This window comes from Sphingobacterium lactis, from assembly GCF_051951495.1.
Lineage (GTDB): Bacteria > Bacteroidota > Bacteroidia > Sphingobacteriales > Sphingobacteriaceae > Sphingobacterium > Sphingobacterium lactis_A.
The window spans coordinates 142,319-157,642 of record NZ_JBNHAS010000004.1 but is presented as its reverse complement, the minus strand read 5'-3'; the positions used below and the strand labels follow the sequence as shown (position 1 = coordinate 157,642).

At 37.8% G+C, this 15,324-nt stretch carries 10 protein-coding genes and 1 tRNA gene; 4 read left to right on the top strand and 7 right to left on the bottom strand.

Features of this window, described 5'->3' with window-relative positions; genetic code table 11:
- Nucleotides 1-6: 6 nt before the first annotated feature.
- The 3 genes from ACP6L2_RS14765 to mgtE all read right to left on the bottom strand — a co-directional run bounded on the left by ACP6L2_RS14765 (nucleotide 7) and on the right by mgtE (nucleotide 2,598).
- Nucleotides 7-633, bottom strand: coding sequence for a response regulator (locus tag ACP6L2_RS14765; protein ID WP_440510090.1), 627 nt, complete (start codon nucleotides 631-633; stop codon nucleotides 7-9).
- A 423-nt stretch (nucleotides 634-1,056) separates the two neighbouring features.
- A tRNA-Asn gene (locus ACP6L2_RS14760) sits at nucleotides 1,057-1,130 on the bottom strand.
- Between the two features lie 109 nt (nucleotides 1,131-1,239).
- Nucleotides 1,240-2,598, bottom strand: coding sequence for a magnesium transporter (mgtE, locus tag ACP6L2_RS14755; RefSeq protein WP_440510215.1), 1,359 nt, complete (start codon nucleotides 2,596-2,598; stop codon nucleotides 1,240-1,242).
- Nucleotides 2,599-4,074: 1,476 nt separating this feature from the next.
- Here mgtE and ACP6L2_RS14750 point away from each other — a divergent pair.
- Nucleotides 4,075-6,894 carry a hypothetical protein gene (locus tag ACP6L2_RS14750; protein ID WP_440510089.1) on the top strand — a complete coding sequence of 940 codons (2,820 nt, stop codon included), beginning with the start codon at nucleotides 4,075-4,077 and terminating at the stop codon, nucleotides 6,892-6,894.
- Between the two features lie 136 nt (nucleotides 6,895-7,030).
- On the opposite strand, the gene ACP6L2_RS14745 is transcribed toward ACP6L2_RS14750, so the two are convergent.
- Together ACP6L2_RS14745 and sppA are read right to left on the bottom strand one after the other, a co-directional pair.
- Nucleotides 7,031-8,221 (bottom strand): phosphoglycerate kinase, encoded by a 1,191-nt coding sequence (locus ACP6L2_RS14745; RefSeq protein WP_344673587.1) that lies wholly within the window; start codon nucleotides 8,219-8,221, stop codon nucleotides 7,031-7,033.
- An 87-nt stretch (nucleotides 8,222-8,308) separates the two neighbouring features.
- Entirely contained in the window at nucleotides 8,309-10,078 is a 1,770-nt protein-coding gene (gene sppA / locus ACP6L2_RS14740) for a signal peptide peptidase SppA (protein WP_440510088.1), read from the bottom strand.
- 75 nt (nucleotides 10,079-10,153) lie between these two features.
- Between sppA and folK the strand changes: the two genes are divergently transcribed.
- Together folK and ACP6L2_RS14730 are read left to right on the top strand one after the other, a co-directional pair.
- On the top strand, nucleotides 10,154-10,639 hold the full coding sequence (gene folK / locus ACP6L2_RS14735; RefSeq protein WP_440510087.1) for a 2-amino-4-hydroxy-6-hydroxymethyldihydropteridine diphosphokinase: 486 nt from the start codon (nucleotides 10,154-10,156) through the stop codon (nucleotides 10,637-10,639).
- Nucleotides 10,639-10,992 carry an Hpt domain-containing protein gene (locus tag ACP6L2_RS14730; RefSeq protein WP_440510086.1) on the top strand — a complete coding sequence of 118 codons (354 nt, stop codon included), beginning with the start codon at nucleotides 10,639-10,641 and terminating at the stop codon, nucleotides 10,990-10,992. The genes folK and ACP6L2_RS14730 overlap by 1 nt, the downstream gene beginning before the upstream one ends.
- Here the strand turns inward: ACP6L2_RS14730 and pssA are convergent.
- Nucleotides 10,971-11,672, bottom strand: coding sequence for a CDP-diacylglycerol--serine O-phosphatidyltransferase (gene pssA, locus ACP6L2_RS14725; RefSeq protein WP_440510085.1), 702 nt, complete (start codon nucleotides 11,670-11,672; stop codon nucleotides 10,971-10,973). The genes ACP6L2_RS14730 and pssA overlap by 22 nt on opposite strands.
- Before the next feature lie 62 nt (nucleotides 11,673-11,734).
- Nucleotides 11,735-13,228 (bottom strand): transcription termination factor Rho, encoded by a 1,494-nt coding sequence (rho, locus tag ACP6L2_RS14720; protein WP_440510084.1) that lies wholly within the window; start codon nucleotides 13,226-13,228, stop codon nucleotides 11,735-11,737.
- 333 nt (nucleotides 13,229-13,561) lie between these two features.
- Between rho and ACP6L2_RS14715 the strand changes: the two genes are divergently transcribed.
- Entirely contained in the window at nucleotides 13,562-15,277 is a 1,716-nt protein-coding gene (locus ACP6L2_RS14715) for an MFS transporter (protein WP_440510083.1), read from the top strand.
- Nucleotides 15,278-15,324: the final 47 nt, after the last annotated feature.

The window sequence follows — 15,324 nt, the reverse complement described above, 5'->3', positions numbered from 1 at the left end:
TGGGAGTTAACTGTTTTGTCGCAAAAAGTTAATAGCTTCAACTTTATTACCTACCCCCAATTTCCGATAAATATTGCTAATATGTTTCTTAACGGTTTCAACGGAAACATTTTTACTATAGGCAATTTCCTTGTATTGCTGCCCTTTCGCCAATAGCTCCAATACCTGTTGCTCGGTCTTTGATAAACCCATAGACTTGTTGGGCTTTGTTTCTTGATCCCGGAAAAATCGCACGACTTTCTGTGCAATGGCATTGGACATAGGGACTCCACCATTGAAGGCATCATGAATTGCCTTGACAATATTCTCCATGCTCTCCCCCTTTATCAAATAACCAACCGCACCAGCACGGAAAGATTCGTAGACTTTTTCATCATCCTCAAAACTGGTGATGACAACAAAACTCGTTTCTGGCAATTGATCCTTCAATTGCTTGATGATGGCACTGCCCGTATGGTCTTGCAAATGCAAGTCCATCAATACCACGTCTGGACGAAGCGAAGGCAGTTGGACCAAGGCATCTGAACCTGTGTAGAGCTGCGCTATACAAACAAACTCCTTGTGGATATCCAACAACCTTTTCAGGGTATTGTTATAAAACTTCTCATCTTCAACAATAGCTACGGAAATCATAAACAGAGGTTTTAACAAAGATTGGCATTCCGAATTATAATCACAATAACGATTTCGTGTAATATGTTGTCTATGAAATGTTGATATAGGATGACTTTAACTCAATACTAGGATTTAGTTTTTGATACCCTAACTCTATCTTAAAAGAGCTACTTGATTACCATCAAAGCAAAGCTCAGTCTATTTTCTTCGAATAAAAGAGAATGCTGAATGTGTTAAAATCTTAAATATACCTGAGAAGGAATGAAAGGCCACACAAATTTGAACTACAGGATACAACACATGAAATTCTTTATGGAATAAAGGAGCTTTAGGAATAATACCCCTCTATAATCTAAAAATCTAATAGCCACCCTAGGTCTAACTACTAAATACTAATTACTATATACTAAAAAAAGCTTGTCGAATGACAAGCTTTTTTCGCTCCTGAAGCTGGGCTCGAACCAGCGACCCTCTGATTAACAGTCAGATGCTCTAACCAACTGAGCTATTCAGGAATTTCACTACCCCTTTCGGTTTCAGTGATGCAATTATCGGAAGTTTCACCGACAAGTGCAAATATTTTTTTTCGATTTTCTGCAATTCATTCAGAACCAATCAGAATAATTAAAACAGAACGTCTCGAAGGATTAAAGTTGCGAACGAAAAGTAGATAATTAACCCCGTCACATCGACAATAGTGGATACGAATGGTGCTGATGAACTCGCTGGGTCAGCCCCGAAGCGACGCAGAATGAACGGCAACATCGACCCAATTAAGGAACCCCATAACACGACCCCTACTAGCGACAAGCCAATGGCTGCGGAATACAGGTACCAGATATCGCCATATTTGTGGGAAATCAATTCATCAACCGCGATGCGGAAGAAACCTAATATCCCTAGGATAACACCCAATAGTAAACCAGATATTATTTCTCTTCGCATAACAAACCACCAGTCACGAAGCGTCACCTCACCCATGGCCATCGCCTGAATGATCAACGTGGATGCTTGGGAACCGGAGTTACCACCGCTAGACATGATTACAGGCATCAGGAGGACAAGAATGATGTTCATCCTATCCTCATAGTGCTGAAGCACATTAAAAGTCAACAGCTGGCCTAAAAATAGCACGATAAGCCATCCTGCTCTTTTCTTCACAAGGTGAAATATGGAAACATCCAGATACGGTTCATCTAAAGCTTCCGTACCCCCGATACGTTGCATATCCTCCGAGTACTCTTCATTAGCAACCCAAAGGATATCATCGATCGTCACAATACCTAACATGATGTCTTTTTCATCCACTACCGGAAGTGCCACACGATTGTTCATACGGAAGATCGTTACTGCTTCTTCTTGCGGATCATTTGCCTTCAGAGATATCAACCGGTTATCGATAAGATCGGCAACCACTTTATCCTCTTCGGCAACCAAGACATCCTTGATCCGGATATCGTCTATCAGCTTACCTTCGGCATCAATGACATATAACACGTCGATGGTTTCTGATGCACTACCATAGCGACGGATGTGATCCAGGACTCGAGGCATCGTCCAATGCTCTTTGACTGTGATGTAGTCAGGCGTCATAAGACGTCCAACGGAATCTTCAGGATACCCCAATAGGGAAAGAGCTTCCTTACGTTCCTCAGGAGTAAGGAGGATAATCAAACGCTTTACGACATCACCTGAGAGCTCACTGAAAAATGAGGTCCGGTCATCCGGTGGCAATTCATTAAGAAGTTCTCTGATTTTTGAGTTCGGTAGTTTTTTGAAAATACGTTCCTGGGTTGGGAAGTCCAAGATACGAAACACGTTTACCGATCGCTTGATACTTAGTATCTCAAGAAACAAGGGGCCATATTCCGGGAGCTCATCAATCAGCTCCTCTACATCTGAAATGTTTAACTCATTCAAATAATCTGCAAGCTCGGCCCTATCACCACGTTCTATCAATTGCTCGACATGCGCAACAAGCATTGCTAATTCTTCCATACGCCTCCTTTATTTATATGATCCTACATTGGTCCCTAAAAATTCTTTGTGCAAAAGTCGTTTTTTTTAATTGAAAAACAACAGGAATTACAAACTAATTAGTAATAGTCTAATTTAACTCGTCCAATAGGATGAAAAGAAAAGCAGCATAAAACAGATTTAATCATATCATTATCAAGCTATTTTTCACTAACAAAAAACGTTAAAATCGAGAAAGAAGAGGTGAAAAGAAAAACAAATGAAAACTGTAATATTTATTTATTTGTTAATTTATTTGACATTATAATACATTTCATAAAATAAAAAGTAGAATACAGACCATTCATAAAGAACAACAAATACTAAAATGCAATATATTAGCACAACTTAATCTTATTTAAATTATTTTAACCTTATGATAACATCGATTGAAATGGAAGATGCAAATTCACCAAGTTGAATTTACTTGAAAAATCCATCAATGATATAGTGTCTTTTAATCTAGACTTTAGTCATCAAAACACTGGAGATGGAAGACCAAGCATAACAGCCACAGCATAGCCCAAAATACATGCATCGACAGCGCTTAATATCAACCAAGACAGTACCTTCAAAAAACCAGACTCATCATTATTAATGAAACCCAAAATTCAAAGACTTTTTGATTGATCTTAATCAAGATCAATTCGAATAAACTAGAACAGCTCAAATCATTAAATTCATCCCTGTTGATGCTACCCGAAGACCTTAGCCTTAGAACCAAAATTTCCAGTCAAATTAAATCCTATACCCTTAAGGAGAATCAACCCATTTAGATGGTAAAACAAAATCAGAATCGAAAAACAATTCACACCTAAAAACAAAATCCAATTCACACAAAATCTTCAGACAACAACCTAAGTTGACAAACAAACTTTTGAAGTTATGTAAGAAAATATAGTAGACAATATCAGGAAAGCAGGAGCTAGACTATTCAAAATAACATGTCAGTATGTCAGTAAGCAATAGGAGATTTTATTAGATGAAATTTTAGAAGTAGTCTGATAAAATATCACTTAAAAAATTAGTGATAACCTGAACGTCAAAATGAGGTGATTTTTTTCAAGCAAAAATATGCACATAAAAAATTGGAATCAGAATCTGACCGACTACAAAACTCACAGCTTAGAACTAAAAAATGTGAGTCAGTTAAAATCATAAATTTCACCAAAGCCAAAAAATAGCAGGCCAATAGCAACAAATTTGGTAAATAATTCGAAATAGTCTACATTTACAGAGCTTGATTTAGAGCAACAATCAGTTCTTATAAAAACTTAAAAAGAGGTCATTTTTAATCAAAAAACACCAAAAATTAACCATTTTAAAATTAACCTTTAAATACTTATATTCAATAGTTTACACACACTTATATAAACTTTTAAACTATACAATATTAGCATTTCTTACTAATATATTTAGCATTAGCCTATTTTTAGCATATTTATGAAATATAAGAATATATTTATCAGTATATTAACTGTATTATTATTAACAATAAATACATCAAACTTATTTTCACAGATTTTTGACTACGATCAACCCTCTCCTAAGGTGAAATGGAGACAAATCAACAGTCCGAATTTTCAGTTGATCTACCCACAGGAGTTTGAGCGTAGTGCATCTCTCCTAGCCCAACAAATACAAACCATGCTTGATAATGCCTCGAAGGATTTAAAGATCAAGCCAAAAAAAATCTCCATAATATTTCAAGAAAATCATATTGAACAGAATGGATTCGTTCAATTAGCTCCTCGAAAAGTGGAACTGTATAGCACCCCTGGACCTGCTACCGACAACACTGCCTGGCTTACCAACCTGATTCAACATGAGCTTCGACATGTAGCACAGTTTGACAAATTGACAGGTAAAATCAAAGGCCCTTTTTTCGAACAACTTGCCTTGGCTTTATATGGTATTCACCTTCCGGCTTGGTACTTTGAGGGAGACGCCGTGGATATCGAAACCCGATTTTCTAATGGTGGTAGAGGCCGGTCGAACGATTGGTTTTCACCTCTAAAGGCAAACTTATTGAGTGGTAGAAATTACAGCTTTAGTAAGAACATCATTGGTTCTTTTAAAGACATTACCCCCTCCTATTACTTGACCGGATATGTGATGAATGCCTACCTAAACAACACAAAAGGCGAAGCTGTAAAAGAGCAAATCTTAAAGGACATGAGCCGTCATTTATTAAGACCTTTCAACTTCAATTTGGCACTAAAAAAACATACCGGTTTATATAGTCGCCAGCTCCATCAGCATAGTATGGACAGCTTAAATAAGGTATGGCAAACGAGTTGGAAAAACCAAGAAGGAGAACTATTAGCAAACCAAAATGACCGCTATTTCTCCAACTATTTCTTACCACAAACGAATGCTTCCAACCTCATTTATGCCTTAAAAGAGAGTCCGCAAAGGATAGATGAGATCGTTGAAATGGATGGTGAAAAGCAAAAAAGCATCCTAAAATTGGGTTATCAGCTGAGACCCTATTTTAATATTAACAACAATTATATAGTTTGGGACGAAATCCGTAGAGATGCTCGATTTGGGAAACAGACCTATAATATTATCCGAATTTTTGATTTTAAGACGAAAAAAAGCCAAGACCTCAGCAAAAACAGCCGATTTTACAGCCCTATAATCGACGTAAATTCTCAAAACGTATATGCAGTTCATGTAAATGAAAATAATGTCTCCAGCCTCGTTAAAATCGAAATTTCCACAAAATCAGTTAGTGAAATCATAAATTTAGCGGATGGATCACAGCTATTACAACCTTCTTTAAACGCAGACCACACCAAAATAGCCGCCATCGTTATTGGAGAAAAAGGCAATAATCTGATCGAAATTGACCTACAAACAAAGGCTACTCGATGGCTCCTTCCTTGGTCAAATCAAGAATTGGAACGACCTGTCTACAGCGAAAAAGGCATCGTATTCAAGGGGCAAAGTACGGATGCGGACAACCTATTTTTACTGGATAATTCGGACAATCAGCTCTATCAAATCAGTCAATCTCAACTTGGATTCCGTAATCCGAGCATAGGAAATCAAGGCGAAATCCTCTACAACAGCTATCGATTTAACGGCTATAAGATGGCAAAATTAGACTTAAATACGGTAGAGAAATCAAGAATTTCGCTGCAAGAATACGTCCCAACACTGGTTGATAGCACGGTAAAAGAGCCTTATTTTCTACCTGAATCAACTGAGAATATCGCACTAAGCAGCAAAAAATATAGTCCTTGGAGCCACTTTTTGAACTTCCATAGCCTTAGTATTAGTGCGAATAATTTCGAAAGTTTCGATAATTATAAGCCTGGAATCTTCTGGATTGCGAATGATTTACTCAATACTTCCCAGATAAAAATAGGATATGAGTATGATTTAGAAAGGGAAAAAAGCACCTATTCAGCGGAGATTTCTTATCAGAGATACTTCCCAAAACTGACATTTGCCTATAAAAACAGAGGCATGATAGGCCAAGCAAAGGTAGCAAATAAGCCAAATGAGACTGTAAATTTTGACTACAGAGAGCATGTTTACACCTTAGATTTACAGCTTCCTTTTCAAAAATACCGCGGGAAAGACCTGTATAGCTATGGTCTAAACTTCGGTACTTCTTACCAAAAACGTTATGATTTAAGCTTAAATACCATTCGAAGCTTTCAATATGAGATAGCTTTCCCTCTCAATTACCAGGTATATTTCAACAGAAATCAGCGCCGTAGTACCATGGATCTGGTACCACGATGGGGACAAAACATCAGCTTTATTTACCGTCATGTACCATTTAGCAACAACATGAATGGGCAATATTTCAGCTTAAGAAGTAACTTCTATTTCCCAGGATTCTATGCTAACCACGCCTTTCAGGCGAGGTTCTCCTGGCAACATGGAGACGGTCGATACTTAGCATCCAATGAACTTCCCATGGTTGGTGGATGGGCACATTTTAAGTCGGAAAAAGTAGATAATACTTTGCTCTTAAACTACCGTTTCCCTATTGCTTATCCAGACTGGTCTATTGGTCCCTTAGCTTATGTAAAACGTCTTCATGGTTATCTATTTAGTGATCATCAAAACGTTGGAAAGAACAATCTAGCGCCTGCTTCTTATGGCGTAGGACTGTCCGTAGACTTCAATTTATTACGATATAAACTACCAGATTTTGGCTTCGGATCGAAATTAAGCTACATCAATCATCCGAGTGCACGAGGAAAAGTAGTGCCTAGCTTTAGTTTCAATTATAGTTATTAAGACTATGATGGGAAATCGGAGATCAAGGAAAGGAAGACTCAGAACAAGAAAAAGCTTCTGAAAGATGGTTTCTTGATATTAAAAAAGCCGCAGTGAAACAATCACTGCGGCTTTTTTAATATGCTTATAATCTGAATTAATCAAGAATAGCAGCTACCCCTGGAAGTGTTTTTCCTTCCATGTATTCCAATAAAGCACCACCACCGGTACTTACATAGCTTACATGTTCAGTCATTCCAAATTTAGAGATTGCCGCTGCAGAATCACCTCCCCCAATCAAGGAGAATGCACCTCTTTCAGTAGCTGCAACAACAGCATTTGCTACTGCGCGAGTACCTTTTTCAAAGGTTTCCATTTCAAACACACCCATTGGACCATTCCATAATAAGGTATTTGAAGCCATAATTACATCGTGGAAATGCTCAGACGATTCCTTTCCGATATCTAAACCTTGCATGTCCGCAGGGATTTCATCATTCGGACCGTCATATACATTCGCATCGTTAGCAAAACGATCTGCAATTTGAGCATCTGTAGGCAATACCAAGTTCACCCCTTTCTCTTCAGCTTTCTTCACCAAATCATTCGCTAGATCCAATTTATCTAATTCGACAAGAGATTTACCAATCTCACCACCACGTGCTTTAATGAAGGTATAAGCCATACCTCCACCAATGATTAGGTTATCTACTTTATCCAATAAAGCCTCGATCAACTCCAATTTATCAGATACTTTCGCACCACCCATAATAGCGGTAAAAGGACGCTCCGGATGGTTCATCACTTTCTCTGCATTGGCAATTTCCTTTGCCATCAAGTATCCAAAGTATTTATTATTCGGGAAGTTTTCTGCGATAATAGCCGTTGAAGCATGCGCACGGTGTGCTGTTCCAAAGGCATCATTCACATAAACATCTCCTAAATCCGCCAATTTCTTAGCGAAATCTTTATCACCTTTCTCTTCTTCTTTATAGAAGCGTAAGTTTTCCAATAAGAGCACTTCCCCTGGTTTCAAGGCTGCTGCTTTTTCCTTAGCTTCTTCACCAATGCAATCATTAGCAAATTGTACCTCTACACCCAAAACTTCAGATAAATGCTTTACAATATGTTTAAGCGAAAATTTATCCGTAGGACCTTCTTTTGGTCTACCCAAATGCGACATCAAAATAACAGAACCGCCATCGTTCAAGATCTTTTTGATCGTTGGTAATGCGCCTTGAATTCTATTATCATCTGTAATTTGGAAGTTCTCGTCTAGGGGTACATTGAAATCAACTCTGATCAATGCTTTTTTTCCATTAAAATTTAAATCGTCGATAGTTTTCATCTTATGTTTTATTTCCGGTTGATTTTACGTGTCTAAAGATATAAAAAAGGCGCTGATCTCAAAACTCGAATCAGCGCCTTTTTATGTTTAATATATTTCAACTAAATACGGTATCCTCGCTTGAATCCCGCTTTGTTTACTTACTTTTTTCAATTCACTATAATACTTGACATAGTCTCCTAGTTCGTCCTCTAGCATCCACATTTTGATCTTCTCTTTTGAAGTGGAAAGAATACTTGAGAATGGATCTTTCATTCGAGGGTATTCAGAAACACGATAATTATCTAATTTCGCTTTCTTAGCTGCGGCCTTGACAGCCTCATCTAAAGTCGCTATACGGTCAACCAATTTCAAATCTACAGCTTGTTTACCGGTCCACACACGACCCTGACCAATGCTATCTACATAGGCAACATCCAATTTACGACCATCAGCAACACGCTTCATGAACACTTGGTAGATTTTATTGACACCACCTTGTATAATGGTCTTCTCTTCTTCGGTCAGTGGACGATCCATATCTACGTCCATATCCGCAAATTTAGCTGTTTTAACCGCATCAAAATGAACCCCAAGCTTCTCATTAAAGAGCTTTTGGAAATTAGGAATCATACCGAATACACCAATAGAACCTGTTAAGGTAGTAGGATCAGCGAAGATTGAATCTGCGGCAGCAGAGATATAATAGCCTCCAGAAGCAGCATAATCGCCCATGGAAACAACAACTGGCTTCACCTTTTTCGTAAGATCAACCTCACGCCAGATATTTTCGGATGCCAAAGCAGAACCTCCTGGAGAGTTAACACGCAACACAACCGCCTTAACCTTATCGTCTAGACGTAATTGACGGAGCTCACGCGAAATTTTATCACCACCAATCTGACCATCCATTCCCTCGCCATCAATAATCTCACCGTATGCATACAATACAGCTACACGATCACCTCCTGCTTCTCCAGCACTAGGCTTATTTGTATAGTCTAAGATCGATACATAAGGAATATCCTTCTTCTCATCAATACCAAGTTTTGTACGGATCTTTGCGAAAACCTCATCCTTATATAATAGGTTGTTTACAAATCCATATTTCTTTGCATCCTCTGGTTCACGAATTAAATAGCCATTCGCTATCCCACGAAGACTGTCAACAGATAATTTTTTGCTTGCTGAAATATCAGAAAGAAAAGTATCATATATACTACCCAAATAGGAATTTACTTGTTCCTTATTCGCTTCACTCATGCTATTCATCATAAATGGCTCGACAGCACTCTTATAGGTGCCAACCTTCAGGATTTGCATATCAACACCTAATTTATCCATAGCTTCTTTGAAGAACATCACGGAAGTAGCTAATCCACGGAAATCTAGACTTCCTTGTGGATTCAGATAAATCTCATCAGCAGCGCTATTGATATAATAGCCTTTTTGACTCATGACATCGGAGAAAGCTACAACAAACTTTCCTGAAGTTTTGAAATCTAAAATAGCTTCGCGAATTGCTTTTGCAGTTGAGAATCCTGCATTTACCCCTGATACATTTAAATAAATACCTTTAATATTACCATCATCTTTAGCAGCTTTAATACGAGAAACCATATCATTCAAACCAAGACTACGGGCACCAGTGTAACCGGGTAGATCTAAATTCTCAAAGGGGTTAGGCTCTGTTTTTTCGGTAATGGTATGATCAAGGTTAATCAGTAATACCGCGTTACTAGGTGTAACGGTTTCAGATTTACTGCCTACGGAACTCACCATGGCTCCAATAATACCAATCATAATAAAGAACATCAAGACACTGAAAATCAATATCCCTGTAATAGTCGCTAATACGTATTTAAAAAATGCTTTCATCGATAATTTTTTGTCGCTGTCGTAAAAATAAGTTATTATTTGAATTATCCTATTAACAATTCTTATATTAAACAAATGAATCAGGTTTACGTTTTGTTAGGTGCTAATATTGGCGATCCATTAAATCAACTCGCACAGGCACGCGAACAGATAAGTCAAAAATTAGGACATATCGAGCAAGCATCCAGCATCTATGAATCTGAGGCTTGGGGTGTAGAAGACCAGCCCATTTTTTTAAATCAAGTGTTATTGGTGGAAAGCGAGCTTTCTGCAGAGGAATTTTTACAGATTGCCTTAAGTATAGAGAATGATTTAGGGAGAATCCGTTTTAAGAAATGGGGTTCTCGAGTCATTGACATCGATATGCTATACTATAATGAGGAAATTATTGATTCTGAGAATTTGAAGATACCACATCCATTTTTACATCAACGCAACTTTACCCTAGTTCCATTAGTCGAAATTTCGCCACAATATATACATCCGGTTTTAAAGAAATCAAACAAAGACTTATTATTGGGGTCAAAAGACCAATTGTTAGTGAATATTTTAAAATCATAATGAATTACAAGATCATTAATCCCGAATTCATCATGTCAAACATGATGAACAATGTTGATGTAGTTAAGCAAATGATCGGTATGTTTTTAGGACAAGGAAAGGAAGATTTCCAAGAGTTAAAACAAGCCATAGGGAAGGTAGATTACACAGAAATCAAAAGTAAAGCACATCACATTAAGCCAACTATGGAATATATTGGCGCCAGCAACATCAGACTACAATTCCAGGAACTAGAATCACAAGCAGCAGCAAACGCAGCATTCTCAGACATCCAGCAGATTTTCACCAAACTAGAACAAGATTTTACCCTAGCAATGGAAGAACTGGAAGATTATGCCTCTACTTTGTCTTGATTATCCAGCGACTTTTCGGAAGAAAAATGGATGTAAGAAAAGATAATATAGAGTACCAGAATAATCGGAAGAGCTAAAAATTTCAAGAATATCAATAAGATAACACTTGTTAACAGGAACAGGTATTTATACTTATTGACTGCCCATTTCAAGGAACTTAATTTCATAGAGAACAGCTTAATCTCAGATACTAGTAATAAGCTGGACACGATCGTAATTAGCAGTAACCCATAGGTATTGATGATTGCAGGAAACTGCTGAGAAATAAATGGAAGTGAAATAATAACAAAGGTATTCATAGGTGTGTTCACACCGATAAAGTCTGTTGTTTGTCTGGTATCGATATTGAATTTAGCTAATCGTAAAGCGGAAAATACCGTCAGGATATAAGCTAAATAAGGTATGTATTCATTCGTGGTTGATTCTTTTAATAACATATAGATAATCGTACCTGGTAAGAAACCAAAGCTTATCACATCGGCTAAAGAATCCAATTCCTTTCCAATCAATGATTTTACGTGTAAAGCTCTGGCCGACATCCCATCAAAGAAGTCGAATATCCCGGATGCAAGAACACAGTAAAAAGCATAGTTAAACTCCCCACGCAAAGCCATGATCACACCGATACATCCGGAAAAAAGATTGAGGGAGGTTATGGTATTTGGAATGTATTTCTTCATAAATAAAAAAAAGCCATCTTCTTAACAAAGATGGCTCAAAAATATCAATTAATCATGGCATTTTAGCCATTCATACTAATTAAAAATTCGGAATTGGACTTCGTACCGCGCATTTGAGTCAATAAGAATTCCATTGCTTCTTGAGAATTCATATCCGCTAAATGGTTTCTTAATACCCACATACGCTGCATTTCTTCACGATCAACCAATAGGTCATCACGACGCGTGCTGGATGCTGTTAAGTCAATTGCAGGGAAGATACGTTTGTTAGACAACTTACGATCCAACTGCAATTCCATGTTACCAGTACCTTTGAATTCCTCGAAGATTACCTCATCCATTTTAGAACCTGTCTCGGTCAAGGCAGTAGCTAAAATAGTAAGTGAACCACCGTTTTCAATGTTACGGGCAGCACCAAAGAAGCGCTTAGGTTTGTGTAAAGCATTCGCATCCACACCACCGGAGAGAATCTTTCCAGATGCTGGAGCTACGGTGTTATAGGCACGTGCAAGACGTGTAATGGAATCCAATAGAATAACCACATCGTGTCCACACTCTACCATACGTTTTGCTTTTTCCAACACGATATTAGCAATCTTTACGTGACGATCAGCAGGCTCATCAAATGTAGATGAAACTACTTCTGCGCGTACGCTACGTGCCATATCAGTTACCTCCTCTGGACGCTCATCGATTAATAAGATAATCAAATAAACTTCCGGGTGATTCTTAGCAATCGCGTTAGCTACTTCTTTCAACAAGTTGGTTTTACCTGTTTTCGGTTGAGCTACGATCAATCCACGCTGACCTTTACCAATTGGTGTAAACAAATCCATGATTCTAGTTGAGTAATTACCTGGACCTAAGTCAAGATTTAGTTTCTCATCTGGGAATAATGGCGTTAAATAATCAAATGGTACACGGTCTCTAACCTCTGCAGGATCTTGACCATTAATCGCTTCTACACGAACTAATGGGAAATATTTCTCACCTTCTTTTGGAGGGCGAATACATCCACGCACATTATCACCAGTCTTAAGACCGAATAATTTAATCTGCGATTGCGATACATATATATCGTCTGGAGAAGTCAAGTAATTATAATCCGAAGAACGAAGGAATCCATATCCATCAGACATGATCTCCAATACACCTTCATTGACAATAACATTATCAAAGTCAGTAGCATTTGATTTTGCTGCTGGTTCAGGTGGAGTGGATGGTCTTGGAGTTTCTACTTGTTCAGGTTCGGAGGGCGCACTAGGGAAATCAATTTTGGGTTGTTCTTCTTCTGAAGATTTTTTACGACCTACTGCAACAGGTTCAGCAACCTTGACCGTACGTACGCGCTTGCGCGGACGATCTGCACCTCCAAACTCATCTGTCTCGGTAGCTGGCGCTTCTTCTGAACGAGCTTGTTGTGCCTCTTGGGCTATAACAGTAATACGATCTATTAACTCTTGCTTTCTAAGCTTTTCGGCATCACTGATACCAAGAACTTTAGCGATCTCGCGCAATTCAGACACGAGTTTCGTATTCAATTCATTAATATCCATTAATTTATTCTATGATTTATAGGATTTTTTATTTTTATATGAAATTGTATTTCTCAAAACTTCTTGAATGTAAGATGGGATTCAGGTAAATCAAAATCTTTTCTTTAACAGATTTTCCATATACCTTACTGAAAGACAATTTTTAGAACCGCCACAAAGAAAAAAAGAAGAAATGTAATTTCAAAAGAAAAATAGTAATTTTTTTTCAATTCCTCACTATCCAAAGGACAGACAAACTTAGTAAATTGTTTTAGCACTCTGTTAATTTATAAGATAAATCAAAAAAAAATTCTTTATTTGTGTCTTTAAAATTATAAATCAGCTAAGATTCATATGAATAACCAACAGACAAACACCAATTACCCCGCACTGTACACCCTCATTGTGGTGTTCTTTTTCTGGGGATTTATCGCCGCTGGTAACAGTGTCTTTATTCCTTTCTGTAAAAATTATTTCCATCTAGATCAATTTCAATCCCAATTAATTGACTTTGCTTTCTATACAGCCTATTACATTGGAGCACTTCTGCTATTTATCTTTGGTACAATCTCCGGAAAAGATCTTGTCGGCAAGTGGGGATATAAACGAAGTATTGTTTATGGTTTATTATTCTCCGCGCTAGGTGCTGCAGCCATGATTGTAGCCGTGGAGGTGAATATCTACCTTGGGATGTTAATTGGATTATTTATCGTAGCCTTAGGTTTTTCATTACAACAAACTGCTGCAAACCCCTTTGCGGTGCTATTAGGAGACCCTAAAACTGGTGCCTCCCGTGTAAACCTTGGTGGCGGTATTAACTCCTTAGGAACGACTATTGGACCCTTAATCATTGGATTTGCCTTATTTGGGACCTTCGAAACCATCTCCGATGATCAGATAGCTAACCTACCTTTAAATAAAGTAGTTTACCTCTATGTAGGTGTTGGTCTATTGTTCTTATTAGCCTCTGCCCTATTTTACTTTTCCAAGAAAGTTCCTGATGGTTATAACTTAGAACCTATGGAGCCTGCAAAAAAAGCCAGAACCACCTTAATCATTATGACTGTGCTTTTATTATGTGCTTTTATTCCGGTATTCACCAGTTATAATTCTGATGCAGCTCTTGAAGTAGAGAAGTTAAAAGAAATAGTAAAAACCAATACGGATATCAGCATAGCCGAGAATTTGAAGGCTTTATCACATAAACTTGAACTAAGTCGTATGTTTTGGTTACTAGGGGCTCTGGTAGTGGTTGTTGGCGGATTGTTATTTTCATACAGTTCAGCTAAAAAGAATCCAGCAGGTTGGGGAGCCATGAAATACCCGCAGTTGGTCTTGGGTATGTTAGCTCTATTTGTTTATGTAGGCATTGAAGTAGCAATAGGTTCTAACCTAGGTGAATTGTTGACATTAGAGGAATTCGGTAATTTACAATCGTCTCAGATCACGCCTTATGTTAGTATGTATTGGGGCGGTATGATGATTGGGCGTTGGGCTGGAGCAATCACTGCATTTAATTTAACAAGTTCTAGAAAGCAATTGTTAACTATTATAGTTCCAATTGTAGCCTTCAGTATCATTATAGGTGTCAATACGATGGCAGGCTTTGACATGTCTGTATTGTACTTCTATATCATCTGTGTGGCCATTCAAATTGTTGCCTTCTTCATTAGTAAAGAGAAACCAGTTCGCACCCTTATTATCTTCGGGACCTTTGGTTTATTAGCTATGATTGTGGGCTTATTATCCAGCGGAACTGTTGCGATTTATGCATTCCTTTCAGGCGGTTTAGCATGTTCCATTATGTGGGGTTCAATCTTCAGTTTATCCATCCAAGGATTAGGCAAGTACACTGAACAAGGATCTGCATTTTTAGTAATGATGATTTTAGGTGGTGGTATCATCCCTCCAATACAAGGAAAACTTTCAGATATCATTGGTATCCACAACTCTTATATCGTTCCAGTGATTGGCTTTGTGTACATCATAATCTTTGCAATTTTGGTTCGTAAATTCTTAACGAAACAGGGTATTAATATTGATGATATTGAAGCTGAGGGCGCACACTAAAGCGACAACTAATTGTAAAAAATACACTAAGTAGTTAAACATTTCTT